Here is a 23,758-nt window from a genome sequence, read left to right as displayed (position 1 = left end):
GGTTACCTCACCACCAGGACGAGAACGACGATGACCACGGCGAGCACGCCGAAGAGAAGCCACAACGTTGAACCGCCGCCACTCGGCGGGGCCGGCTCCGGCTGCGGCCCATGGTGGGACGCGCCGGTCCGCTGGGGCCGCACCGGCTCGGGCACGACCCGCCCGCGCCGCCGGAACTCCCGCTGCTGCCGGCGCAGCTCGCGGAACTCCATGCGGTGGGGGTGGTCTCCGGCCGGCTGCTCGGCCGGGACGGAAGGCGCCACGGCGGTCGCCTTCGCGGGTGGCGGCGCGGTCGCCTCAGCGGGTGGCGGCGCAGGCTTCGGGCTGGTCCGCCAGAGCCGGTCCGCCATCTCCTTCGGGGCCGGAGCGTGACCGGGCCGGGCGTGCAGCGCCGGTTCGAGAGCCTCCGCCAGGCCGGCATCGACCCGCGCGAGTTCCTGGGTCATGGCCGCGGGCGTGCCGCCGCCGGCGCGTCCGGTGGCCAGGCGGTGCAGCAGCCGCGCGGCGGCCAGCACGTCGGGGGCGTCGCCGGGGGGCAGCCCGGTGGGCGAGCCCAGCGCGGACCCGTGCAGCGCCTCGACCGGGCCGAGCGGCTCCACGTGGCCGAACTCCTGGAGTTCGATGCGGACGCCGTCCCAGAACACGCTGTCCGCCGAGACGGCCCGGTGCGCGAAGCCGAGGTCCGCGAGCACGGCCAGCGCGCCGAACAGGTCGCGCGCCGCCCTGCCGAGCTCGGCCGCGTCGAACCGGAGCGCGGGATCGCACCTGGAGATCGGTATGCCGCGCCGGGTGACCATGAGGCAGACCGGATCCTGCGCGGTCTGGAAGCCCAGCAGCCTGCCGAACGCGGGGTGCTGCCCGCTGATCCGGCCGTAGGCGTCGGCCTCCCGCCGCAGCACCTTCGTGCCGGTGGGCGACACGGCGGTCTTCAGCAGGCAGTCGCGGCCGCCGGCCTGGCCGTAGCGGTGGGCGAAGAGAGCGTCCTCGTGCCGGAGGTCACCGTCGACGAAGGTGAGCTCGACCCGGCCGGAATGCCCCAAGGACTTCTGCAGGACGAACTTTTCTTCCACCGGCGCCCCCGAACGTCCGATTTGATTGTGACCCTGCGCTCATATTTACGGCATTAGGAGCAAGTAGCTCAAGTTGAGCACGGCAATCGTTGTATCGCCCCTCGCCGCCAGGGGTTCCCGACCCCGGCCGGAGACCATCTGGACCGTTCCAAAGCCGTCCCGGAAACCGACATCCCCCTTTACCGAATCAGACCGGGTGGTCATGCCTTATTACCCGCCCCCCGCCCCCAATTGGCCGGATACGGACAAGTCATGCTTATCGGGGAAAACCCGGATACAGAAGAACCCGCCAATCGCTACAAGCCGGGACTCACCCCCTGGACGTTCGAACCGGAACGGCGCGCCCCTTCGACCACCGCACCCCGTACATCCTCGGCGCCCCGGTGCGGGCAAGTTGTGTCGGATGACTCAGATCGATCCCGCTGACCAGGTTGCGGACCACCCGCGGGGAGTGATCGCCGATCTTGGTCTCGGGGGACGCCGGGCGTCACTAGGATCCTGCGGTGATCACCAAACGATGTCTGGCCGGCGGCGTCCTGCTCGTCATACTGGCCGTCCTGGCGCCGCCCGGCGCACCCCCCGTCTCCGCGGATGACGGTGGTTCCTCGGAGCCTCCCAAGGTCGAGCTGGTGCTCGACGTCAGCGGCTCGATGCGCGCCCGGGACATCGACGGGAACAGCCGGATGGCGGCCGCCCAGCAGGCGTTGAACGAAGTGGTGGACGCCCTGCCCGCGGAAACACAGCTGGGCATCAGGGTGCTCGGATCGCAGTACCGGTTCCCCGGCAGTCCCAAGACCGTCGGGTGCAGGGACACCCGGCAGCTCGCCCCGGTCGGCCCGATGAACAAGGTGGAGGCGAAGACGGCGATCGCGACGCTGCGCCCCACCGGCTGGACGCCCATCGGGCTGGCGCTGCGCGCGGCGGCCCGGGACCTCGGCACCGGGGAGACGACCCGGCGGATCGTCCTCATCACCGACGGCGAGGACACCTGCTCGCCCCCCGACCCCTGCGACGTGGCCCGCGAACTGGCCGCCCAGGGGACGCACCTGGTGGTGGACACCCTCGGGCTCACCCTGGACGACAAGGTCCGCCGGCAGCTCACCTGCATCGCCGACGCCACAGGCGGGACCTACACGGCCGTCCAGCACCAGCAGGAGCTGACCGGCCGCCTCAACCAGCTCGTCCAGCGGGCCGGCGCGACCTACAAGCAGACCCCGCGGCAGGTGGCCGGGGCCGCGCAGTGCGCCAACGCCCCGGTGCTCACGCCCGGCGTGTACACCGACCGGGAACGGTTCAGCGAGCACCGCTGGTACCGGGTGCAGGTGGCGCCGGGGCAGGAACTGCGCGCCTCCATCAGCATCGCGCTCGACCGGCAGCTGAACCCCGATCACGGGGTGCTGCTGCGCGCGGTGTCCCCCGGCGGGCAGGAACTCGTCCGCGGCACCGACGCGGGCAGCGGCCGCACCGACGTGCTGTCCACCGGCCTGCGCTGGCCGGACCAGCGGCCCGAGACGGACGCGTCGCCCGCGCCGGACGGCGAGCCCGCCGCAAAGCCGGTCTGCCTGGTGGTCAGCAACTCCTTCTCCGCCCCCGCCCACGTGCGGACGGCGCCCGGCATGCCGCTGGAGCTGACCGTCGACCTGGTGCCGTCCTCGGACGCGCCGGGCGGGCCCGACCTGGGCCGCGGCTGGCTGCTGCTGGTCGTGCTCACCGGAACCGGCCTGGGCGCCGGCCTCGTCATCGGCTGGCTCGCCCGCTGGCGCGCCGCCGGGAGGGAGAACTGACCATGCGCGCCGCCCCCCTCGCCGCCCTGCCCGCCGCCTTCCTGCTGTCCGCCGGACCGGCCGCCGCAGACGCCCCCTCCCCCACGATCGGCACCGCCGGGACGTCTTTCCTGACGGCCACCACCGTGGAACCAGACCGACCGGTCCGCGTGTCCGCCTCAACCGGCGACCACCTGTACTGGTCATTCGCCGCCGCCGCCGGACAAACCGGCCGGATCACGGTGACCGTCGCACTGCCCCCACCGACGAACCGCCACGGCGCCGCAACCTACACAGCCGACATCTTCGACGGGCTCCGCCGCCGCCAAGCGTGCACCGCCGGCCCGCAGAACGCGACAGCGAACACCGGCGCCACCAGCGTCAAACTCCGCTGCACGCTCCGGCAAGTCCGCGCCTGGGCCGAACCATGGTCCGACGACCCGCTACCGGGCACCTACTACCTGCGGCTGTCGGCGAGCGACCTGCCCGAGCAGGACCTCGGCCTGCCGATCCGGGTGGACGTGCGGATCACCACGAAGGACGGTGCCGCACAGCCGGCGGGCGCGAAGCTGGAGGCACCGCTGTCCCCGGCCGTCAACCCGGGGGCCACGCTGGCCCCGGACGCCGCACCGCCGGCGTCGCCGTCCGCCGTCAGCTCGGCACCGAAACCGGCCGACCGTGTCAAGGGCTGGTTCTCCTGGCCGTCCAGCCGATGGTGGTGGACACTCGGCGGCGGCGTCCTCGCCGCCGTCGCGACCGTGGCGGGCTACAACCTGACCCGCCGTCCGCACCACTGGTTCTGAACCGCCGGGGCGGCCGGGCACCCCAAGGGCACCCGGCCGCCCAGACCCCGCTCGGCCGAGACGACCCGCGCGAGTCCGGCTCCCCCGGTTACTTCCCTTTGCGGAGCCGGGCTCGCGTTATCCGGCGCGGTCGATGCGGGCGGCGTTGTCGTATGACTCGCGGGCGTCGAGCAGTTCGTCCCAGTGCTCCTCCGCCCACGCACACGCGGACGCCATCGGCCCGAGCATGCTGCGGCCCAGCGGAGTCAACTCGTACTCGACGTGCGGACTGGCCTCGGCGTAGACGGTGCGCTTGACCAGACCGTCCCGTTCGAGGGACCGCAGCGACTGGGTGAGCACCTTGGGAGTGACGCGGCTCAGCGGTACGCGCAGCTCGGAGAACCGGCGCGGCCCGTGCTCAAGGCAGCGGATGACGAGCGCCGACCACTTGTCGCCGAATCGAATCGGATTGAGCGAGGACGGGCACAGCTCATCGAACATGTCCGCGGGCAGGGGCTCCCTCATGGCCTCACGATAGCCGGTACCCCGGTGGTAACCACGGCCCTCGCTAGCGTCCGTAACTCGGCCGGCGCACGGGCTCCGGCCCAGGTGAGAGGCGATTCCCATGAACATCGTGATCTTTGGCGCGGGCGGCCGGGCCGGACGGCAGGCCGTCGCCGAGGCGCACCGCCGCGGCCACCAGGTCACCGCCGTGGTGCGCGCCCCCGCACGCCACGGCGACCTGAGCGACGCGCGAGTCGTGGCGGGCGACGTCACGGACCCGGTGAGCATCGAGCACGCCGCCGCCGGGCATGACGCCGCCATCAGCGCCGCCGCGGACCTGTCCGCGCCACCGCACGACTTCTTCACCGCGTCGTCCCGCGCCCTGGCCACCGGCCTGGCGAATGCGGGCGTCCACCGCCTGGTGGTGGTCGGCCTCGCATCGATCATGCCCGGCGCGTCCGGCGCTCCCCTGATGGACGAACCCGGCTACCCCAACGAGTACCGCTCCTTCTACCTCGGCCACGCGGCGGGCCTTGACGAGCTTCGGACCTGCGACCTCGACTGGGCGTACGTGGCCCCCGCGGGCGACTTCGACCATAACGGCACCCGCACCGGCCGATACCGCATCGCCGAGCACGGCGACCCGGCCAGCCGGATCACATACGCGGACTTCGCGATCGCGCTTCTCGACGAGACCGACACACCCCGCCACCACCGCGCCGCCGTCAGCATCCGGGAAGCGTGATACCCGAACGCCTGGATCACCGACCAGATCCGCGGCTCAAGAAACCCGCATGATGACCGCCACCGAATCCGCCGCGCCAGTTGGCGGTGGTGTGTCGCCGCCGAGCCGGCCCGTATCACCCGGGTCCTGAGCCTCACGCCGCCTCCGGACGGCTGCAGGCCGATCTCACCCGGCTCGTCCGCCTTCCCGTCCTGCCGACGAATTCAGATCCATCCCCTTCGAAGCCGTCAACCCGTTCTTCCAGTCGTCTCGTCCCGCTACGCACGGCTTGTTGCTGATCGTGACCAGCAACAAGCCGTGCGGAAGCGAACGTGTGCAAGGTGGCGACCGAAGTTGCACGGGGCGGCATGGCGGGTTGGCGGAGGCGATGATCAGGTGGGTGAGCGACTGCACCTTCTGCAAGATCATTGCCGGACGACTGCCGTCCTACCGTGTTCTTGAGGACGAATACACGGTGGCGTTCCTCGACATCGCCCCGGCCTCGCCAGGACACACGCTGGTCGCCCCGCGCGAACATGCCGCTGATGTGTGGACGATCTCCGAGACCGCCCATGCGCATGTCGCTCGGATGGCGCATCGAGTCGCTGCGCTGGTGAAGGCTGCGTTGGCTCCCGACGGGGTGAACATCGTGCATTCCACCGGCGAGGCCGCCCGGCAGGAGGTTTTTCACTTCCATACCCACGTGGTCCCGCGCTGGCATGGCGACGATCTGCGGCTGATGTGGAGCTCCCAACCGGCTCCGGGCCGCTGCGGTCACGCACACCCAAAGGAGCCCGCCAAGAGATCTGGGCCTTCCTCGCCGTTCATCACGCGATCCGTCGCCTCGCCCATGACGCCGCCGTCAGCGCCGGGCCGGTCGCCCACACCGAGCGGATCTCCTACCCGACCTGCGTCCACATCATCCGCAGAAGCATCTTCTCCCAGGTGGCGACCACCGACACCAAACTCATCCATGCTCTTGGCGAGTCCCTACACGAGGCACGCAGGCGCCTCCTGCTACCCCGAACCGGCCGCTCCACCACCGAGCGATCAAGAAGCCCAGCAGATGACCAGTGCTGCGCACCCGCGCCGGACGCAGTCAAGTCGCCCTAGGCCGCTGCCAGACCGTCAAGAACAAACCCCGCCGCGAAGCAGGCCGCGCGTTCGCTCCAGCCCCGCCCAGGCGCAGGCACCTCCCTAATACTCCAGCCGCACTTGGAGATCTCGGTCTGATCGAGGTCGGGACGTGAGACGGCCACCGCTGTGATCGTGTGGGTGTGTTGAGACCAGACGATCGGCGGTGGCCGTGCCGCCTACTGTAGAAGATGTCGATCCGGCGGGGTGGGCTGATGGGTTCGATGAGTTGTTCGCGCAGGTGGTGGCGCCGTTCTTCGGGCGCCGGGAGCCCCGGGTGCGGGCCCGGTGGTATCTGCTGGGGCTGTTGAGCGGGCTGGAGCGCAAGAACGGCTGGTCGCTGGCGGAGTTCGCCGGGGACATCACTCCCGATGGGATGCAGCGGCTACTGAATCACGCCCGCTGGGACGCCGATCAGGTGCGGGACGCGCTGCGATGGCAGGTGGCCGAGCGGCTCGGCTCGGCCGACGCGGTGCTGGCGGTCGATGACACCGGGTTTGAGAAGAAGGGCCGCCGCAGCGCGGGGGTGCAGCGGCAGTACACCGGCACCGCAGGCAAGATCACCAACTGTCAGATCGGGGTGTTCTGCTCGTATGTGAACCCCGATAAGCAGCGGGTTCTGATCGACCGGGAGCTGTATCTGCCCGAGTCCTGGTTCGCCGATCCGGGCCGGCTCGTCGACGCCGGGGTCGACGAGCGCACGCGGTTTGCGACCAAGCCGGAGCTGGCCTGGCGGATGATCGAACGCGCCGCTGATGATCCGCTGCTGGTGTTCGGGTGGGTGACCGGCGACGAGGCCTACGGCGACAACACCGTGCTGCGCCGCCGCTGCACCGGCCGCGGCATCAACTTTGTGTTCGCGGTCTCCTGCGACCACCCGCTCGTGCTCGGCGGCACCCGCACCAGGGCCGATGCCGCGTTCGCCGGCCTGGGGGAGACGGCGTGGCAGCGGCACTCGTGCGGAAACGGCGCCAAAGGCCGCCGCTGGTACGACTGGGCATGGATCAGCCTGGGCGAACACGAATGGATGCTGGCCCGCCGGTCGATCAGCGACCCCACCGACCTGGCGTTCTACCGGTGCCGGGCGAACCGGCCGGTCGGATTGCCCGAGCTGGTGCGGGTGGCAGGCTCCCGCTGGAGCGTCGAGGAATGCTTCCAAGCGTCCAAGAACGAGGTCGGCCTGGACCACTACCAGGTCCGCAAGCACACCGCCTGGTACCGGCACGTCACCCTGGCCATGGTCGCCCACGCGCACCTGGTCTTCCTGGCCGCCGCCCCACCCCCAGGCCGAAGCGGCACCGACGACGGCGAGGCCGACGACCTCGCCACACAGGGGGCCGTCCCGGCAGGGACGTTCACCCTGCCGGCGGTATGAAGGTGACGATCCGGACGCGTTGGCCCCGCTCACGGTCAACGAGATCCGCCGCCTCCACGCCCTCCTGCACCCGACCCGGCACCCACCCGCACACCATCTGCACTGGTCACACTGGCGACGCCGCCACCAAGCCCGTGCTCGAAGATGCCACTACCAGCGACAACGAGAACTCACCCATCTCTAAATGCGGCTGGAGTACTAATAGCAACTGCATTGGGCGGCGCAGCCCCTGGTTCGAGCTCGCTCAACCTATCCGTCTAAAACCAAGATCAGCACCCACTGTGACAGACAGCCCGCGCGGGCGTGCCCTCCGGATCGCGGGGGCTTCCTGGTTGTTTGTACGTCAACTTGAATTTTCATTCAGCAACTTGTCCGGATGAGGACACAAAGGCATTTTTGCCGTGCAAGGGCGTACGGTATTGAACATGGCTGCACTGGCGATTGCCTCCTCAATATTGATTGCTGTAGCAGGCTGGCTTGTGTCTCAATGGCAGGCACGCCAAGCAATCAAGCGTAACATGTATATTGACTATCTTTTGAAGGCTTACCGGCGCCTGGACGATGCAGCCAACCGGCCACTTGAACAGGGAAGCAGGCGAGATATCGAGTCGGCAATCAGCGATATAGGGCTGCTGGGCTCTCCAAGTCAAGTGGAACTAGCCAAGCAAATCGCTGACACCTGGGCTGCCAGCGGGAACACAGATCTACTCCCGCTCTTGGCTGACTTGCGCACTTCCCTCAGAAAAGAACTCCGCCTGGAGTCTGCAAGGACGCCGTATTTTGCACTTCGTCTCGGCGACCCCACTTCAGCCGATCGGCACGTAGGGTCAGCGGATCAGGCGACCTGACAAAGGTCTCTGTCTGGGCAGCGTCAAGGCGGATCGGGCGATCGCGGACGAGTTTGACGCGCTCGTCCAGGCCGAACGAACGCAGGGCGGTGACGGGGATGACGACGGTTTCGGCCGGCGCCCTGAGGCCGGTCACCTATTGGCACCAAGGCCCGTAGAGGACTCCAAAACGATCAAGGCCCAGGCGGGGGTTTACTCCCTGACCTGGGCCTTGGTTATGAGAGCGGGTGACGGGAATCGAACCCGCGCTGTCAGCTCGGGAACCAAGCCGATTCCGGCCGCTATAGCGGCTGACCTGGCCACCGCTCATACCGCGAGTGACCGCAACCGCCCCTTGATCATCTTAGCTAATTGCACGCCTCCTGCCCCGCTGGCCTGAACAGAACCGGGCTGTGTCGAGCCGATCGTGTCTGGCTGACCCCTCGATGCGAACCACGGGCACTCCTGGGCCGCCATAGCCTCTCCCAGCTAGGACGTTCGTTCATTCGGCGGCAGAAACCTGGACCAGGTAGTCGGCCAACTCGCCCGGTCGCGACAGCATCACCATATGACTACCGGGCATCTCATCCGGGGTGATACCGAGCCGCTCCTTCACGTGGCGGCGCACGAACTCGGGAGTGAACAAGCGGTCTTCGCGGCAGAGCAGGTATCTCGTCGGAACGTCCGGCCAGGCGGACAACGGCCAGGGTTCGCGCCCCACCCGGTCCATGCTCACCTTCTCGGCGAGCGCGCCGTCATGGGCCAGCACCTGCCGGGCCAGCTCCCGTGGGACGTCGTGCAGATACAGTTCGTAGTCGTCGTCGATGCCGGACGAGGACCGGCCGCTGTGCTCCCACCAGTCGTCCGGAGTCTCACCCGGTTTCGGGATCATGGCGTTCACCAGGACAAGCGCGGCGGCTCTGGCCCGCATGCACACGAGGGGGCCGACGAAGCCACCCCAGGAGTGGGCCACCACCACAAGAGGCCGGCGCTCGTCGATCGCCTGGACGACGGTGTCGGCGTAGTCCCAGAGCCCCGCCTGGGGGTCGGACATCGGCAGGTCCACCGCAACCGTGTCGTGCCCGCGGCCACGAAGCTCGGCCTCGAGTAGATGCCAGTCGAACGCACTTCCACCGCCGCCGTGGACAAAAGCGAAGGTCGTCATGACGGTTGTGACCGGCAACGGCGCGGAAACTCATCGGCGGGCGCCGGACAGATCGTTGATGGGGTGTTGCGGAATCGGCCGTGGGCATGGCAAAGGGCGCCCATGATCAGTGTGTGAAGACAAACCTGGACGCCCTTCTGACCACACTGTACGTCTATCTGGACGATCATGTCCTGCCCTCGCGCGAACCCGTCCGGCGGCGGGGACGGCCCGAGCTGCTGCCCGATGCCGAGCTGGTGTGCGTGGCGGTGGCGCTGCACCTGGCCCGCGCCACTCGGCCTGGCACGACCGGCTGCGACTGATGGACGGCACCCCGGTGCCGTGCGGCACCTCCCGCATCACCATGGACCGCTCTGCGCTGGGCGAGATCGCCGGCTACGGCCGCGATGTGTCCCACCACGCCTTCTACCGGGGCGCCAAGCCTTGCTGATCACCACCGCCGACCGCGTTCAGCCTGGCCTGCCCCAAAGAACTGGGCGAACGCAGACAAGCCCTGCACCTGCTGCGCCTGCGCCCGATCACCGGCGGCCCGTGCCCGATCCGCGTCGCGATGGCCGGTCCGCGGTGCTTGGCGCCAGTGACCTATAAGGCACGCCACCCCGTTACACTCGGCCATCAATTACAGTCTCCCGGCGTGGTGGGCATCTCCGGCCAAGGCCCCCTTTTGGCTTTCTCCATCATTCTCTCGATGTCCTCCAGGCAAAGAGCCTTCGCATCGAATCGCTGGCGATAGGCGAGCACCAACGCGGACACCGAACAGAGCACATCGCCGTTGCGCGTGTGAAAATGCGGTTCAGGGTACCTCATCTCATACCCCCCGTCTTGGTGCCCTTTTTCCTCCGCTGTAGAGCGCGAGTGATAGGAAACGATTTCTTTCGCCTCGTACGGCAACACCAATGACGGCCGCCGGGACATCATGTCTTCCCAGCCCTCGCGCATTTCAGCATGGCGACCCGGATCAAGGATCGCTTCGGGGACTGCGATCAGCCAGTGCGGAAACAGGACCTCGATAGCGGTTCCTGAATCATGGAGCGCACACACCACCTCAGGGATTTCACTCCCATCCGCGCAGTAGGCGTACAGATCGGGTCTTCTTGCGCTGAATCCCGCGGCCTCGAGCTGCTCGGCCAGCGACATGCCTTCCTGCTCCTCGCGCAGCATCCGGTATGACCTGCGCAGCAGGCCGAACAGCAGTTGCCGCTCCGCCCACCGGCTCACCCGCCTGCCGCCCGCTGACAGCGAGAAGACGTCTATGTCACGCCGACCCTGCTCACCTTCTACCAGGAGCCAACGCTCCTCTGGCCGCGACCCCAGAACTCCCAGCAGGCCCTTCGGTGGGGCCATGACGACGATGGACTTGATTCCCCGCCGCCAGAACAACAGCCACCGCCAAGGGGCACTCCTGTAGAAGACGGTACGTCCCTCGCCTGCACCGAGCAGATAGAAACCTATGCCTGGAGGATGCGATGAGGTGGGGTCCTCCGGCGATCCGCCCTGTTCAAAGAGCTCCATCTCTTCGGACGCGGCCATATCGCCTTCCATGGCACCCTCCGGTCGGCGCGAGGTCGGGGCGGGCAGCACGCCGCCGGCATTCCGCCGACGCTGGCACCCACGATCATTTTGGTGCCCCATAGACGATAATCGGAAACTCGCCGCATTCCGGACCTGCAGCCAGACCGGTCTCCCCTACCACCGCCGCGGCGGCCCGTAGGGTTCCGGGTCAACGGTGTACGTCCGCGGCTCCATGTACGGAGTACAGCAGGCCACCTCCGCGGCCGAGTGGGTGTGGAGGACAGGGAACTCAGCCCCAAGACCGTCCAGCTCTACGAACTGTTGTTGCGACTCCATCTGAACCCGACCTTCGGTGAGACGAACATCGGCGACATCCGGGAAGAGGACGTTCGGAAGTGGCGGACGTCCCGTCTCAAGGCCGGTCCCAAGAGCTAGCCGACCTTCGGGCCGGTCACGGTCGCCAAGGCGTACCGGCTGCTGCGCGCCATCCTCAACACGGCGGTCCGGGACAAGCGCATCAAAGAGAACCCGTGCCAGATACCCGGCGCCGACCGGGAGTCGAGCCCAGAACGGCCCGTCCCGAGCGTGGCCGAGGTCTACCGAATCGCCGACGCATCACACCTCGCTACCGGGCGCTCGTCCTCCTCGCGACTTTCGGCAACCTGCGAGGGGGCGAGTTGACGGGCCTCCGACGTAGGAACCTCGACCTCGACGCCGGGACGGTCCGCGTGGACGAAACCGTCTATGAGCTGGGGCCACTGGTCAAGGGAACACCCAAGTCAGAAGCCAGCCGACGCACGGTCGCCCTCCCCGACCTGATCATCCCGACCTGCGCAAACACCTGGACGAGTACGCCCAACCCGGCCCCAAGAGGTTCGTGTTCGTCGGCGTTCAGGGCGGGCAGGTCCGGCGGAGCAATTTCTCCAAGACCTGGGCACGGGCGCTGGAGAGCGCGGGATTGGAGGTCGGCGCGATCCACGTCCATGACCTCCGCCACACGGGCAACACCTATGCGGCCGAGTCGGGGGCGTCGCTGGCCGAGCTGATGAACCGGACGGGGCACTCGTCCACGCCGACCGATTCAGGAGCGGCGCAGCCGCCTGGCACGAGCACGCTCACGCCCACGAAGTTCGCCCTCAACACACGGAGGGGTTCTAGCGTTCTGGCAGCGTTGCGTGCGGAGGCGTGGGCACGATCTTGATCATGGTGTTGGTGATCGCCCATCGCTCGTGGTCGCGCCAGGCTCCATCGATGTACAGCAGTTCGGGCGAGTAGCCCTCATGGCGGAAGCCGACTCGTCGGACCAGTCTGAGGGAGGCGTGGTTCTCGGGTTGTATCTGGGCCTCGAGCCGGTGAAGCTGCAACTGCTCGAAGCTGTAGCGCACGACCAGCGCGAGCCCTTCGGTCATGTAGCCTTGGCCGGCGGTAGGGCCGAAGGCAGCGTAGGCAATGGACCCGGATTGAAACCGTCCCCGGATGATGCTGTTGACGTTGACCACACCGGCAATGGCTCCACTGTTGCGCACGCAGATCAGCACCGACTTCTCGTCGGGCTGCTCATATCGCGTGAGGTAAGCCCGATACTGCTCTGGTGTGGACGGCAAAGCCATCCACGGGCGGTGCAGTTCCGTACTGGCGCTCACCAGGTTAAGAAACTCCTCCTCGTCACAGCTGGCGAGGTGGCGCAGGGTCACCCGGCAGGACGGGTCCGGTTGGTTGCCTAGGAAAGCTTCGATCACTGCATCGTTCACGGACCGGACGGTACTGGACACCCAGGGAGATGGGGCAAACTTCGGTGCGGTCGTGTTTATGGCTTGTGGGCTATCCAGAGCATTTCTGCCGGCCAGTGATGTGCCCAGTCGGGCGGGTCGGTTTCGTTGTAGCCGTTGAGTGTTCCGGGTTCGGGCCGCGGCTCGAGGAGGTCGTCGATGATGAGGCCCGCGCCGCGCAGGGTCTTGATCCAGTCGCCGTAGGTGAGCTGATAGCTGGCCGCTCCGTGGTCTTCGGCGATGGTGTTCAGCCCGAAGTAGTCGTGGTGCAGCGTGGTGGTTACGCGGCGGGCGTCGTCGTAGCAGGCTTCGAACCATGGGCTGGCGGCGTTGAACACCAGGCGCCCGCCGCGGCGCAGGACGCGTGCGGCCTGCGGGACGGCCAGGTGCGGGGGTGCCCAGCTAAGCCCGCCATGGTCGCAGAACACCAGGTCGAAGCTGCCGGCGGCGAACGGAAGCAGTTCGGCTGCGCCCTGCACCAGCGGGTAGCGGACCGTCCCCATCGCGCGGGCTGCTGCGGCAAGCTGAGCTTCGGACAGGTCGAGCCCGACCACGGTGGCGCCCTCGGCGGCGAGTGACCTGGACCACTGGCCGGCGCCGCAGCCGAGTTCAAGGACACGCTTGCCGGTAACGTCGCCCAAGGCATGCAGGTGCGCGTCGGGGATGGCGTACATGCCCCACAGCCGGGGCGCGGCGCCGATCTGCGGGTCGTGCTCGTGCTGGTAGGCGCGGCTGATCTGGTTCCAGTACCGCCGGTTGGCGGGGATGCTGTCCACACGCCGACTCCAGCACCGCCCTCCGGGGACGGTCAACACGATTAGGGCACGGCCGGGATCATTGCAGCGAGGCGCTATCTGTTTGTGATCTTCCCTCTGTGCGGGCGCCCCATGCGTCCTCCTAGGAGGCCGCTCGGAGGACAACAAGCGTAAGTCGAATATCGTTCTGTCCACGTTCACGCTGGCTGAGGCGGACGGGCGACGCGGCGGGACCAGCCGCGTAGCGGCGCCCTCGATGCCCTCGTCCGGGAAGAGTGCGACCAGGACGACGGCGAGGCGGCTGGGACACTGGTGCCGGTGGCCTAATGGCTCGCCGTTGATGGCGGTCAAAAATGATCAAGGCCCAGGATCGGGAATCATGTCCCTGGCCTGGGCCTTCGTTGGTGGAGCGGGTGACGGGAATCGAACCCGCGCTGTCAGCTTGGGAAGCTGAAGTTCTACCATTGAACTACACCCGCGTGGTGCCCTTGGGGCGCCATGCTGTGGATACTGTACCGGATCGTCGGGGTGGGTGCGGGGTGGGATAGCTTTTCTGGCGTGCTGCTCTCCGATCGCGACATCAGGGCCGAGCTCGACAACGGGCGGGTGAAGATCGACCCGTTTGAGCCGGGCATGGTTCAGCCGTCCAGTGTGGACGTGCGGCTGGACAGGTACTTCCGGGTGTTCGAGAACCACAAGTATCCGCACATCGATCCCGCTGTGGAGCAGCCGGATCTGACGCGGCTGGTGGAGGTCGAGCCTGAGGAGGCCTTCGTGCTGCATCCCGGGGAGTTCGTGCTCGCGTCGACCTATGAGGTCTTCGCGTTGCCGGATGATCTCGCGGCGCGGCTGGAGGGGAAGAGTTCGCTCGGCAGGCTGGGGTTGCTCACGCACTCGACGGCCGGGTGGATCGATCCGGGGTTCAGCGGCCACGTGACGTTGGAGCTGTCGAACGTGGCGACGTTGCCGATCAAGCTGTGGCCGGGGATGAAGATCGGGCAGATGTGCCTGTTCCGGACGAGCTCGCCGGCGGAGTACCCGTACGGGTCGGCGAAGTACGGGTCGCGGTATCAGGACCAGCGGGGGCCGACGCCGTCGCGGTCGTACCTGAACTTCCACCGGACGAAGGTGTAGCCGAATTGTGACCTGAGTGTGACGCGATCCACCAAAAGGTGAAACTTTTTCTCTTACCGGGTAGTTTCAAGCGACGCACACCCTTGGCGTCTGGTTGACACTCTCTTTACTTGAGGGTCTGGCGCCTGGACGGCGACCCGTTTCCGCGTATCGACGCGGGAACCCGGAAGGAGATCGTGTCAGCACTCCGCGCGGAAAGCGTCACCAAGCTCTTCGGTCGTAAGACGGCAGAGGCACAGCGGAAACTCAGGGCGGGCGCCGATCTGAAGGCGATCCGCGACCTCGGGGTCACACCGGCGGTGGTGGACGCCACGTTCGAGGTCCGGCAGGGCGAGATCTTCGTGGTCATGGGCCTGTCGGGGTCGGGGAAGTCGACCCTGATCCGGATGCTGAACGGGCTGCTCGGGGTCACGTCCGGGACCGTCGAGATCGATGGTCAGGACATTGCGAAGTTGTCGCCGAAGGCGCTGCGGGCGCTGCGGCAGAACAAGGTCAGCATGGTCTTCCAGCACTTCGCGTTGTTCCCGCACAGGACGGTTCTGGCCAACGCGGCGTATGGGCTTGAGGTCCGGGGTGTCGCGAAGGAGGAACGCGAGAAGACGGCCCGCGAGTTTCTGGCCCTGGTGGGGCTTGAAGGCTGGGAGGACAGGCTTCCCCGGCAGTTGTCGGGCGGTATGCAGCAGCGCGTGGGACTCGCGAGGGCGCTCGCGGCGGGCACCGACATCATCTTGATGGACGAGGCGTTCAGCGCGCTCGACCCGCTGATCCGGCGGGAGGTCCAGGATCTTCTGCTGGATTTGCAGGGACGGTTCGGGAAGACCATCGTCTTCATCACGCACGACCTGAACGAGGCCATGCGCATCGGCGACCGCATCGCGGTGATGCGGGAGGGCCGGATCGTGCAGATCGGCACGGCCGAGGAGATCCTGACCGACCCGGCGAACGACTACGTCGCCCAGTTCGTCGCGGATGTGGACCGTACCAAAGTGCTGACGGCGTCGTCCGTCATGGAGAAGCCGCTGGTCACGGTGCCGGCGTCGACCGGGCCCCGGACGGCGCTGCGGACGATGCGCGAGCACCAGACGTCCGCGGCGTTCGTGGTGGGACGCGACCGCAGGCTGATCGGCCGGGTGCGCGCCACGGCGGTCGCCGACGCGGTGCAGGACAACGTCCAGACGCTGGACGGCCTGGTCGACGCGGAGGACCCGGTGGCGCCGGACACCCCGGTCGCGGATCTGTTCGCCCGGTGCGCCGAGAGCGAGTTGCCGGTGCCGGTCGCGGACGGGGACGGGACGCTGCTCGGCGTCATCCCCAGGGTGACCCTGCTGGCCGCGCTGGGCGCGATCAACTCGCAGGTGACCGAGGAGGAACTGGCGCTGGCACAGGAGGGCAGTGACGGTGAGTGACGCGATCGAGCTGCCCCGGGCGCCGGTCGGCGAATGGTTCGACGGCCTGGTGAACTGGTGCACCGACAACCTGGCGTGGCTGTTCGACGGGATCGGCTCGGCGATCGAGACGTCGGTGGACGGGCTGACGGACGCCCTGACGCTGCTGCCGCCGCTGGCGCTGACGCTGGCCCTGGCCCTGATCGCGTTGCTGGTCAGCGGCTGGAGGCTGGGCCTGTTCACGCTCCTCGGCTTCACGCTGATCGACAGCATGGAGCTGTGGGACGACTCGATGGACTCGCTGGCCCTGGTGCTGGTGTCGGCGGTGGTGTCCGCCGTCCTGTCGATACCGATCGGCATCGCGGCGGCGCGCAGCGATCTGGTGAGCCGGATCGTCCGGCCGGTCCTCGACTTCATGCAGACGATGCCGGCGTTCGTCTACCTGATCCCGGCGATCTTCTTCTTCAGCATCGGCTCCGTGCCCGGCGTGGTCGCGACGGTGATCTTCTCGATGCCGCCGGGGGTGCGGCTGACCGAGCTCGGCATCCGCGGCGTCGACCCGGAGATGGTGGAGGCGGGCGAGGCGTTCGGCACGCCGCCGAGCCGGATCCTGACCCGGATCCAGATCCCGCTCGCGATGCCGTCCATCATGGCGGGCGTCAACCAGCTGATCATGCTGTCGCTGTCGATGGTCGTCATCGCGGGCATGGTCGGCGCGGGCGGCCTCGGCGGCGTGGTGCTGGAGGGCATCAACCGGGTGGACGTCGCCAAGGGCTTCGAGGGCGGTATCGCCGTCGTCATCCTGGCCATCTACCTGGACCGGCTCACCGGCGCCCTCGGCGAGGGTCCCGGGATGCTCCGCGCGCTGTTCACGCGCGGCCCGGCCACCCGTGGTGATGTCACCAGCAGTGTGACCACCCCGTAGTGACGGCCGTCCGGCCGGTTCCCCACCCCTCTTCTTTTCATGCAAGCCGACGAAAGGATGGGCATGCGTTTCAAGTTCAAGGGTCTGACGGTCGCGGCGTTGACGCTGACGCTCGGCCTGAGCGCCGCCGCGTGCGGCGACTCCGGTTCGGGGGGTGAGAACGACAAGAACATCACGATCGGCATGGTCTCGGGCTGGGCCGAGGGCGAGGCCGCGACGGCGCTCTGGAAACGGCTGCTGACCGACAAGGGCTACAAGGTCGAGGTCAAGACACTCGATACCGGCCCGCTCTACGCCGGCATGTCGAAGGGGGACGTGGACCTCTTCCTGGACGCCTGGCTGCCGGGCACCCACGAGGACTACTGGAAGCAGTACGGCGACAAGCTGGAGAAGGTCGGCGCCTGGTACGACTCGGCGCCGCTGACGATCGCGGTGCCGAACTACTCGCCGCTGCAGTCGCTGGAGGACCTGAAGGGCAAGGGCGGCCAGTACGGCGGCAAGGTCGTCGGCATCGAGAAGAGCTCCGGCCTGTACCGGGTGTCGCAGGAGAAGATGCTCCCCGCGTACGGCCTGCAGGACGAGTACAAGGTGACGACGTCGTCGACGGCGGCGATGCTGACCGAGCTGAAGAAGGCCGTCGACGGCAAGAAGGACATCGTCGTCACGCTGTGGCGCCCGCACTGGGCGTACTCGAAGTTCCCCATCCGCGACCTGAAGGACCCGAAGGGCGCGATGGGCGAGCCGGACGGCATCTACACCGTCGCCCGTGAGGACTTCGGCAAGGACCAGCCGGACGTCGCGAACTGGCTGAAGAAGTTCAAGATGACCGACGAGCAGTTGGGGACGCTCGAAGACCTCATGGAGAACAAGTACAAGGGCAAGCCCGAGCAGGCCGTGGACGAGTGGCTGAAGACGAACCAGAGCTACGCCACGTCCCTGACCGGCTGATCACCCGCACGGGAACGTTCCACCAGCGGAAGAAGGGCCGTCCGGTGCTCCCGGGCGGCCCTTCGGCGCCTCACCCGGCGAGGCCCACGCTGAACAGGACGGCCACCAGCCCGATCCCGGTCGCGCACAGCGTCATGACCCGCGGGTGGAGGCTGTGCGCCTCGGGCAGGATCTCGGCGGCCGCCAGGTACAGCAGGACGCCGGCGAACGTCCCGAGGTAGGGGCCGAGGACCGCGTCCGGGACGGTCACGAGGGTCCCCAGCACGGCCCCGCCGATGGGCGCGACGGCGTCCGCGAACAGCAGCAGGAGGGCGGGACGGCGGTCGGCGCGGTGCAGCGAGGCGGCGGTGAAGGTGTTGAACCCGTCCGCGAAGTCGTGCGTGACCACCGCCAGCGCCACGAACGCCCCGACCTCGGTCCCGGACTGGAAGCCGAGGCCGATGCTGAGGCCGTCCACCAGGCTGTGCAGGACGAGCGCGGACGCGGCGAGCAGCCCTGCCGAGCCCACGCCGTGCGCGTGCGGCGCGTACTCCTCCTCGTGGGCGCGGTGGATCGCCACGGCCTGCTCGACGACGTGCAGCAGCAGGAACCCTGCCGCGAAACCGATCATCGGCGCGGGGACGCCGAACGGGCTGTGCCGCGTCATGTCCAGCGACTCGGGGATCAGGTCGAACGCGACGACGCCGAGCATCAGCCCGCCCGCGAGGCCGAGGACGAGGTGCCGCTGGTCGCGCACCCGCATCGCGGCGAGCCCGCCGACGAGCGTCATCAGGAACGCGAGGACGGACACGAGCACGGCCATTCCGGTGTCTTACCAGTTGTCCGCGCCCGCAACCCCGCCCACTCGCGCCCCCGCCCGCTCGTGTCCCCCGGCACGCGGCCCCGCCGGTTCGCGCCTCACCGGCGCGGGGGGCCGTCCGCTCGGCGTGCACACGCCGCCGCCGGAATGCCGAGCGGACGGCCGCTCACTCGAACGCGTCGCCGTCGACCACGCTGCTCGCGGGCGGCCGCCGAACGTCCACCGGCTCCTCGTACGCGAGGTACTCGATGCGGTTCCCCTGACCGCCGTTCAGCAGCAGCACGTACGGCTCGCCCTGCGTCGCCACCTGGATCTCCTCGCCGGGCGCCCCGGTCAGGCTCACGGTGGGAACTCCGCCAGCCGTCCCCGCCTTGCCCTTCTGCCAGGAGTCCACGGACTTCACGGCCTCGCTGAGGAGGGCCGTGCGGTCGGTGAAGACCGCCAGGTCCTTGAAGTCGGCGGACGCGGTGGTCGTCTTGAGGTGCTTGCCGGAGAACAACTGCACCGCGCCCTTTCCGCCGATCGACTTCCAGAACGCGTCGTTGCCCTTGATGTAGACGTCCTTGCCGATCCTGGTCATCTCAACGCGTTCCTTGCCCTGCTGGAACCAGCCGGTCGCCTTCGTCTTCCCCACGTAGCGGAAGTCGAGGGCGAACTTGTCCTTCCCGTCGTCGATGTCCCCGCGCATCCGCAGGAACCGCGCCGAGGCGGTCGCCTTGCGCGCGCGGGACAGGATCGCGGCGGCCTGGAGCTTCTCCACCCCGTTGGGCGTCGCGGCGGCGGACGCAGGGGCGGACGCGGCGCCGGACGGGCGCGTGGCCGGCGCGGAAGCCGTCTTCGATGTCGTCGCCGCCTCCTCCGCCGGCCCGCACGCGGTGGCGGACGTGAGCACAAGGACGAGCGCGGCCGACACGTGGCCCGCCCGGAGTCGGTGATAAGGCACCCGAGGTCCCCTCTCTTGTTCTGCTTTCGTGGGACATCGCCCCCGTTGTCTGGGAAAAGGGTGCTGCGTGCCGGTGCTGGATCACTGTCGTTATGCTGCGGTCACTGCGCCCGGGCTGCGGAACGACTGCGGCGGCGCCGGAGGAACGGTGAGTGGAGGTGGTCGCGCTGCCGGGCGAGGGGCCGTCACCGCGCTTCGAGATCCTCGGCCGGCCGGCCGCGTGGCGGGGCGGACGGGAACTCGACCTGGGGCCGGGCAAGCAGCGTGCGGTCCTCGCCGTCCTGCTGCTGACGCCCAACCGGCCGGTGTCGACGGCGTCGATCGTCGAGGCGGTGTGGGGGGACGAGCCTCCCGACAACGGCGCGAACGTCGTCCAGAAGTACGTGGCCGGGCTGCGCCGCGTGCTGGAACCCGACCGCTCGCCGCGCACCCCGGGACGGCTGATCACGCTGACCGGCGCGGGATACGCGCTGAACGTCCCGCCCGAGGGCCTGGACACCGAGGTCTTCCAGGAACGGGTGAGGACGGCCCAGGCCGTGCGCGCGGCGGGCGACGCGGCGCGGGCCGAGGCGCTGCTGCGCGAGGCGCTGGCCATGTGGCGGGGCCCGGCGCTGGCGGGGCTCACCGGCTCGTTCTTCGACGCGGCCCGGGACCGGCTTGAGGAGACGCGGGCGGCGGCCCTGGAGGCGTGCGCCGAGGTCGGGCTGGAGTTGGGGGAGCACACGCGGCTGGTGCCCGAGCTGCTGCGGCTGGTCGCGGAGTTCCCGCTCCGGGAGGGGTTCCGCCACCTGCTGATGCTGGCGCTCTACCGGTGCGGCCGGCAGGCGGAGGCCCTGGCCGCCTACCGGGACGCACGCGACTTCCTCTCCGCGGAGTTCGGCGTCGAGCCCGGTGAACGGCTCCGGAACCTGCACGTGGGCATCCTGCGCTCCGATCCGGCGCTGGCGGCACCGCCCTCGCCCGAACCGGCCGACGATCCCCGCGAGCCCGCCGGCGACCCGCCCGAGCCCGGACCGGCCGCGCCCGCCGGACCGGCCGCGCCGCGGTTCGCTCCGCCCGGCCCGCGGCTCGCGCCGGCGCCCGAGGAGATCGCCACCCCGGGAACGAGCCCCGCCGTTCCGGTGCCCGCGCCCACGCTGTCGGGGCCCGTCCATGATGCTCCGGCCGTCGGCGCCGTCCCGGGCCATCACGCCGCCGACACGGCCTGGACGCCGCCGCCACCGGCCGGGCGACGGGTTCCGTGGCCGGTGCGGGCCGTCCTCGTGGCCCTCCCGGTGCTCGGCTTCGGCATCGTGACCTGGGCCCTCCTCGCCTACTACGCGGAACGGCGCCGGAGCCGCCCGCTCGCGCTGATGGCGGCCGGGTACCTGATGCTGACGGGCGTCTTCCTCGTCGGTGCCACGAGCGGCGACCCGGATCAGACCGGCTGGTGGGACGGGCCGATCTTCCTCGCGCTGCTGACCACGATGTTCGGCGGCGCCGTCCACCTCGCCGTCCTCACGGCCGACCCGCAGTGGTCCCCGCGCCATGGCGGGGTGCCCGTCCTGAACGTCCAGCTGATCGAGCGGAGGGTCCGCCGGGAGCAGGCCCGCTCGCTGGCGGCGCACCACCCGTCGATCGCCCGCCGGCTCGGCGTCGGCCGCCCCGACCTGCCCCGCGCGTTCGACGACGGCGGCCTGGCCGACGTCAACTCGGCGCCCGAGCATGTGCTCGCCTCGCTGCCGGGCCTGGACCCGTATCACGCGAAGCTGATCGTGCTGGCCCGGACGGCGCACGGCCCGTTCGTCGCCGTCGACGACCTCGCGACCAGGGAGATCCTGCCGTACCAGGCGGTGTACGCCCTGCGCGACATGCTGATCGCCGTCCCGCCCGCCCCCGACGCGGAGCCGGACGCGGCGAAACCGTCCGCGGAATCCGCGCCCGGCGCCTGACCTGGAAACCGGAAGGACCCCGGGCCCTGGGCCCGGGGTCCTTGCTCGGTGCACGCCCTACTCGGCGGCGACGGGTTCCTTCTCCGCCTCCGGAGGAGCGGTGCCCTCGCCCTTGATGGAGCGGATCAGGAGCTGGGAGACGTCCACGACCTCCAGCGACTCCTTGGCCGCGCCCTCGTTCTTCTTCTCGTTGATGGCGTCGCCCAGCATCACGAGGCAGAACGGGCAGGCGGTGGAGACGGTGTCGGGGTCGGTCTCCAGCGCCTCGTCCACGCGCTCGGTGTTGATGCGCTTGCCGATGCGCTCCTCCATCCACATCCGCGCGCCGCCGGCGCCGCAGCAGAAGCCGCGGTCCTTGTGCCGGTGCATTTCCTGCGTCCTGACGCCGGGGACGGTCGCCATGATGTCGCGCGGCTGCTTGTAGACCTTGTTGTGGCGGCCCAGGAAGCAGGGGTCGTGGTAGGTGATGTTCTCCTCGATCGGCGTGACCGGGGTGAGCCTGCCCTCCTCGACCAGGTGCGCGAGCAGCTGGGTGTGGTGGACGACCTCGTAGTTCCCGCCGATCTGCGGGTACTCGTTGGCGAGGGTGTTGAAGCAGTGCGGGCAGGTCGCGACGATCTTCTTGACGCCCGCGTCGTTCAGCGTCTCGACGTTCTGCTGGCCGAGCATCTGGAAGACGAACTCCATGCCGAGGCGGCGGGCCGGGTCACCGGTGCACGCCTCCATGGGGCCGAGGACGGCGAACTTGACGCCCGCGATGTGCAGCAGTTCGGCGACGGCCTTGGTGGTCTTCTTGGCACGGTCCTCCAGGGCGCCGGCGCAGCCGACCCAGAACAGGTACTCGGTGTCCTCGGGCAGCTTGTCGTCGACGACCTCGACCTCGAAGTCCAGCTCCTCGATCCATTCGAGGCGCTTCATCTCGGACATGCCCCACGGGTTGCCCTTGTTCTCCAGGTTCTTCAGCATGACGCCGGCCTCGGACGGGAACGAGGACTCGATCATCACCTGGAAGCGGCGCATGTCGAGGATGTGGTCGATGTGCTCGATGTCGACCGGGCACTGCTCGACGCAGGCACCGCAGTTGGTGCAGGACCACAGGACGTCCGGGTGGATGACGCCGTCGTCGGCGACGAGCTCCTTGTCCACCTGCATGGCGAGCTTCTGCTCGTCGGTGAACTTCTCGCGCTGCTCCTCGGACGCGGTGAAGTAGGGCGCCTTGGCGAGCGCGTGGTCGCGCAGCTCCAGGATGACCATCTTCGGCGACAGCGGCTTGCCGGTGTTCCAGGCGGGGCACTGCGACTGGCAGCGACCGCACTCGGTGCAGGTCGCCATGTCGAGGAAGCCCTTCCAGGTGAAGTCCTCGATCTTGCCGCGGCCGAAGACGTCCTCGTCGGGGTCGGCCTCCTCGAAGTCGAGCGGCTTGCCGCCGCTCATCATCGGCTGCACGGCGCCGAGGCCGTCCGGGTGGCGCTTGAACATGACGTTCAGCGGCGCCAGGAAGATGTGCAGGTGCTTGGAGTGGACGACGAAGACCAGGAAGACCAGCGCGACGCCGATGTGCAGGAGCAGCCCGACCGACTCCAGCACCTCAAGGGTGCCGTGGTCCGTGCCCTTGAACAGCCGGCCGACGAGGTAGGAGAAGTAGGCGCCCTTGCCGTAGGGGAGGTTGCCGCTGGCCCACTCCACGCCGCGGAAGAAGAACATCGTCCAGATCACGTTGAAGATCATGAACAGCGTGATCCAGGCGCCGGACAGGTGCGAGCCCTTGAACCGGGACTTGCGCCCGATGCGCTTCGGCGAGTTCTTGAGCCGGATCGCGGTGAACACGATCAGGCCGGCGGTACAGGCGAGCGCGATCGTGTCCTGGACGAAGCCGATCGGCCCCCAGGTCTGCAGCCCCGGGATCTTCGCGTCCAACCCGAACAGCAGCGCGACGGCCGCCTCCAGGTAGACGGTGATCAGCAGGATGAACGCCCACATGACCGCCGCGTGCGAAACGCCGGCCAGCGTCCACTTCAACAGTTTGCGCTGCCCCAGGACTTCAACGGCCTGGCCCTCGACGGCCTCTTTGGGCCTGCGCTTGACCTGCAACGTCCGTTCGGGGTCCGGCTGCCCGCTCGTGGCGATGTGGTACAGGAACAGCACCCGCCGAGCGGCGAGCGCAAGAGCGACCGCCGTTCCGGCGAGCCCAATGACCAACGTGATCCAGAACACTGTTCCGTCCTCCTGGGGTACGGGCGATGGCAGTCAGCGTAGGGCTCGTGGCAGACTGCGCGTCATCCGGGGCCCGAATACTACTCGGTAGTAGCTTAT

At 68.7% G+C, this 23,758-nt stretch carries 21 protein-coding genes, 1 tRNA gene and 2 pseudogenes; 14 read left to right on the top strand and 10 right to left on the bottom strand.

From position 1 onward, the window contains the following. Nucleotides 1–2 precede the first annotated feature (2 nt). Nucleotides 3–1,070, bottom strand: a complete 1,068-nt coding sequence (locus tag ACQP1N_RS01375) for a hypothetical protein (RefSeq protein WP_433228642.1) — start codon at nucleotides 1,068–1,070, stop codon at nucleotides 3–5. 503 nt (nucleotides 1,071–1,573) lie between these two features. Between ACQP1N_RS01375 and ACQP1N_RS01370 the strand changes: the two genes are divergently transcribed. Continuing rightward, nucleotides 1,574–2,854, top strand: a complete 1,281-nt coding sequence (locus tag ACQP1N_RS01370) for a VWA domain-containing protein (RefSeq protein ID WP_433228640.1) — start codon at nucleotides 1,574–1,576, stop codon at nucleotides 2,852–2,854. 2 nt (nucleotides 2,855–2,856) lie between these two features. Then, nucleotides 2,857–3,636, top strand: coding sequence for a hypothetical protein (locus ACQP1N_RS01365; RefSeq protein ID WP_433228639.1), 780 nt, complete (start codon nucleotides 2,857–2,859; stop codon nucleotides 3,634–3,636). A gap of 117 nt (nucleotides 3,637–3,753) precedes the next feature. On the opposite strand, the gene ACQP1N_RS01360 is transcribed toward ACQP1N_RS01365, so the two are convergent. Next, on the bottom strand, nucleotides 3,754–4,140 hold the full coding sequence (locus tag ACQP1N_RS01360) for a winged helix-turn-helix transcriptional regulator (RefSeq protein ID WP_433228637.1): 387 nt from the start codon (nucleotides 4,138–4,140) through the stop codon (nucleotides 3,754–3,756). 100 nt (nucleotides 4,141–4,240) lie between these two features. On the opposite strand from ACQP1N_RS01360, the gene ACQP1N_RS01355 reads away from it, so the two are divergent. From ACQP1N_RS01355 to ACQP1N_RS01340, 4 genes are all read left to right on the top strand, one after another. After that, nucleotides 4,241–4,864, top strand: a complete 624-nt coding sequence (locus tag ACQP1N_RS01355; protein WP_433228635.1) for an NAD(P)-dependent oxidoreductase — start codon at nucleotides 4,241–4,243, stop codon at nucleotides 4,862–4,864. Between the two features lie 367 nt (nucleotides 4,865–5,231). Further along, on the top strand, nucleotides 5,232–6,044 hold the full coding sequence (locus ACQP1N_RS01350) for an HIT domain-containing protein (protein ID WP_433232553.1): 813 nt from the start codon (nucleotides 5,232–5,234) through the stop codon (nucleotides 6,042–6,044). 162 nt (nucleotides 6,045–6,206) lie between these two features. After that, nucleotides 6,207–7,352, top strand: a complete 1,146-nt coding sequence (locus ACQP1N_RS01345) for an IS701 family transposase (RefSeq protein ID WP_242609080.1) — start codon at nucleotides 6,207–6,209, stop codon at nucleotides 7,350–7,352. 425 nt (nucleotides 7,353–7,777) lie between these two features. Continuing rightward, complete coding sequence (locus ACQP1N_RS01340; protein WP_433228633.1) at nucleotides 7,778–8,200, top strand: hypothetical protein; 423 nt, start codon at nucleotides 7,778–7,780, stop codon at nucleotides 8,198–8,200. Nucleotides 8,201–8,681: 481 nt separating this feature from the next. Here the strand turns inward: ACQP1N_RS01340 and ACQP1N_RS01335 are convergent, their stop codons facing one another. Then, the gene (locus tag ACQP1N_RS01335; protein WP_433228631.1) at nucleotides 8,682–9,344 is read right to left on the bottom strand and encodes an alpha/beta fold hydrolase; all 663 of its coding nucleotides are present in this window, start codon (nucleotides 9,342–9,344) and stop codon (nucleotides 8,682–8,684) included. Nucleotides 9,345–9,457: 113 nt separating this feature from the next. Between ACQP1N_RS01335 and ACQP1N_RS01330 the strand changes: the two are divergent. Next, a pseudogene (locus ACQP1N_RS01330) lies at nucleotides 9,458–9,885 on the top strand (hypothetical protein); the annotation flags it as partial. Nucleotides 9,886–9,959: 74 nt separating this feature from the next. Here ACQP1N_RS01330 and ACQP1N_RS01325 read toward each other — a convergent pair. Then, a complete protein-coding gene (locus ACQP1N_RS01325) occupies nucleotides 9,960–10,886 on the bottom strand; it encodes a hypothetical protein (RefSeq protein WP_433228630.1) in 927 nt (308 codons plus the stop codon). Between the two features lie 243 nt (nucleotides 10,887–11,129). On the opposite strand from ACQP1N_RS01325, the gene ACQP1N_RS01320 reads away from it, so the two are divergent. Both ACQP1N_RS01320 and ACQP1N_RS01315 read left to right on the top strand, forming a co-directional pair. Further along, nucleotides 11,130–11,291, top strand: coding sequence for a hypothetical protein (locus ACQP1N_RS01320; RefSeq protein ID WP_433228629.1), 162 nt, complete (start codon nucleotides 11,130–11,132; stop codon nucleotides 11,289–11,291). 442 nt (nucleotides 11,292–11,733) lie between these two features. Then, a complete protein-coding gene (locus tag ACQP1N_RS01315; RefSeq protein WP_433228627.1) occupies nucleotides 11,734–12,057 on the top strand; it encodes a tyrosine-type recombinase/integrase in 324 nt (107 codons plus the stop codon). Here the strand turns inward: ACQP1N_RS01315 and ACQP1N_RS01310 are convergent. The 3 genes from ACQP1N_RS01310 to ACQP1N_RS01300 all read right to left on the bottom strand — a co-directional run bounded on the left by ACQP1N_RS01310 (nucleotide 12,011) and on the right by ACQP1N_RS01300 (nucleotide 13,859). Then, entirely contained in the window at nucleotides 12,011–12,607 is a 597-nt protein-coding gene (locus tag ACQP1N_RS01310) for a GNAT family N-acetyltransferase (RefSeq protein WP_067795358.1), read from the bottom strand. The two genes, ACQP1N_RS01315 and ACQP1N_RS01310, sit on opposite strands and share 47 nt — an antisense overlap. 56 nt (nucleotides 12,608–12,663) lie before the next feature. Next, on the bottom strand, nucleotides 12,664–13,401 hold the full coding sequence (locus ACQP1N_RS01305; protein ID WP_433228625.1) for a class I SAM-dependent methyltransferase: 738 nt from the start codon (nucleotides 13,399–13,401) through the stop codon (nucleotides 12,664–12,666). A gap of 384 nt (nucleotides 13,402–13,785) precedes the next feature. Then, nucleotides 13,786–13,859 (bottom strand) — tRNA-Gly (locus ACQP1N_RS01300). 79 nt (nucleotides 13,860–13,938) lie between these two features. On the opposite strand from ACQP1N_RS01300, the gene dcd reads away from it, so the two are divergent. The 4 genes and pseudogenes from dcd to ACQP1N_RS01280 all read left to right on the top strand — a co-directional run bounded on the left by dcd (nucleotide 13,939) and on the right by ACQP1N_RS01280 (nucleotide 17,772). Then, nucleotides 13,939–14,514, top strand: a complete 576-nt coding sequence (gene dcd / locus ACQP1N_RS01295; RefSeq protein ID WP_067795361.1) for a dCTP deaminase — start codon at nucleotides 13,939–13,941, stop codon at nucleotides 14,512–14,514. A 110-nt stretch (nucleotides 14,515–14,624) separates the two neighbouring features. Continuing rightward, on the top strand, nucleotides 14,625–15,920 hold the full coding sequence (locus ACQP1N_RS01290; protein ID WP_433228623.1) for a quaternary amine ABC transporter ATP-binding protein: 1,296 nt from the start codon (nucleotides 14,625–14,627) through the stop codon (nucleotides 15,918–15,920). A 154-nt stretch (nucleotides 15,921–16,074) separates the two neighbouring features. Then, a pseudogene (locus ACQP1N_RS01285) lies at nucleotides 16,075–16,824 on the top strand (ABC transporter permease); the annotation flags it as partial. A 63-nt stretch (nucleotides 16,825–16,887) separates the two neighbouring features. Continuing rightward, nucleotides 16,888–17,772: a glycine betaine ABC transporter substrate-binding protein gene (locus ACQP1N_RS01280; protein WP_433228621.1), complete on the top strand. Its 885-nt coding sequence runs from the start codon at nucleotides 16,888–16,890 to the stop codon at nucleotides 17,770–17,772. Between the two features lie 70 nt (nucleotides 17,773–17,842). Here the strand turns inward: ACQP1N_RS01280 and ACQP1N_RS01275 are convergent, their stop codons facing one another. Beyond that, nucleotides 17,843–18,574, bottom strand: a complete 732-nt coding sequence (locus tag ACQP1N_RS01275) for a ZIP family metal transporter (protein ID WP_067795349.1) — start codon at nucleotides 18,572–18,574, stop codon at nucleotides 17,843–17,845. A 163-nt stretch (nucleotides 18,575–18,737) separates the two neighbouring features. Beyond that, entirely contained in the window at nucleotides 18,738–19,514 is a 777-nt protein-coding gene (locus tag ACQP1N_RS01270; protein ID WP_433228619.1) for a hypothetical protein, read from the bottom strand. 152 nt (nucleotides 19,515–19,666) lie between these two features. On the opposite strand from ACQP1N_RS01270, the gene ACQP1N_RS01265 reads away from it, so the two are divergent. Next, nucleotides 19,667–21,445: a BTAD domain-containing putative transcriptional regulator gene (locus tag ACQP1N_RS01265; RefSeq protein WP_433228618.1), complete on the top strand. Its 1,779-nt coding sequence runs from the start codon at nucleotides 19,667–19,669 to the stop codon at nucleotides 21,443–21,445. A gap of 57 nt (nucleotides 21,446–21,502) precedes the next feature. Here ACQP1N_RS01265 and ACQP1N_RS01260 read toward each other — a convergent pair whose 3' ends face one another. Next, on the bottom strand, nucleotides 21,503–23,659 hold the full coding sequence (locus tag ACQP1N_RS01260; RefSeq protein ID WP_433228617.1) for a (Fe-S)-binding protein: 2,157 nt from the start codon (nucleotides 23,657–23,659) through the stop codon (nucleotides 21,503–21,505). Between the last annotated feature and the right edge of the window lie 99 nt (nucleotides 23,660–23,758).

The sequence above is a fragment of the Actinomadura formosensis genome (assembly GCF_050948385.1).
Classification (GTDB): Bacteria; Actinomycetota; Actinomycetes; order Streptosporangiales; family Streptosporangiaceae; genus Spirillospora; species Spirillospora formosensis.
This window is presented reverse-complemented; position numbering and strand designations above follow the sequence as displayed.

Bases quoted from the DNA above. Each gene is read 5' to 3' on its own strand.
- ACQP1N_RS01275 (WP_067795349.1), bottom strand. From the start codon at position 18,574: ATGGCCGTGCTCGTGTCCGTCCTCGCGTTCCTGATGACGCTCGTCGGC.
- ACQP1N_RS01365 (WP_433228639.1), top strand. From the start codon at position 2,857: ATGCGCGCCGCCCCCCTCGCCGCCCTGCCCGCCGCCTTCCTGCTGTCC.
- ACQP1N_RS01350 (WP_433232553.1), top strand. From the start codon at position 5,232: ATGATCAGGTGGGTGAGCGACTGCACCTTCTGCAAGATCATTGCCGGA.
- ACQP1N_RS01340 (WP_433228633.1), top strand. From the start codon at position 7,778: ATGGCTGCACTGGCGATTGCCTCCTCAATATTGATTGCTGTAGCAGGC.
- ACQP1N_RS01355 (WP_433228635.1), top strand. From the start codon at position 4,241: ATGAACATCGTGATCTTTGGCGCGGGCGGCCGGGCCGGACGGCAGGCC.
- ACQP1N_RS01325 (WP_433228630.1), bottom strand. From the start codon at position 10,886: ATGGAAGGCGATATGGCCGCGTCCGAAGAGATGGAGCTCTTTGAACAG.
- ACQP1N_RS01335 (WP_433228631.1), bottom strand. From the start codon at position 9,344: ATGACGACCTTCGCTTTTGTCCACGGCGGCGGTGGAAGTGCGTTCGAC.
- ACQP1N_RS01360 (WP_433228637.1), bottom strand. From the start codon at position 4,140: ATGAGGGAGCCCCTGCCCGCGGACATGTTCGATGAGCTGTGCCCGTCC.
- ACQP1N_RS01280 (WP_433228621.1), top strand. From the start codon at position 16,888: ATGCGTTTCAAGTTCAAGGGTCTGACGGTCGCGGCGTTGACGCTGACG.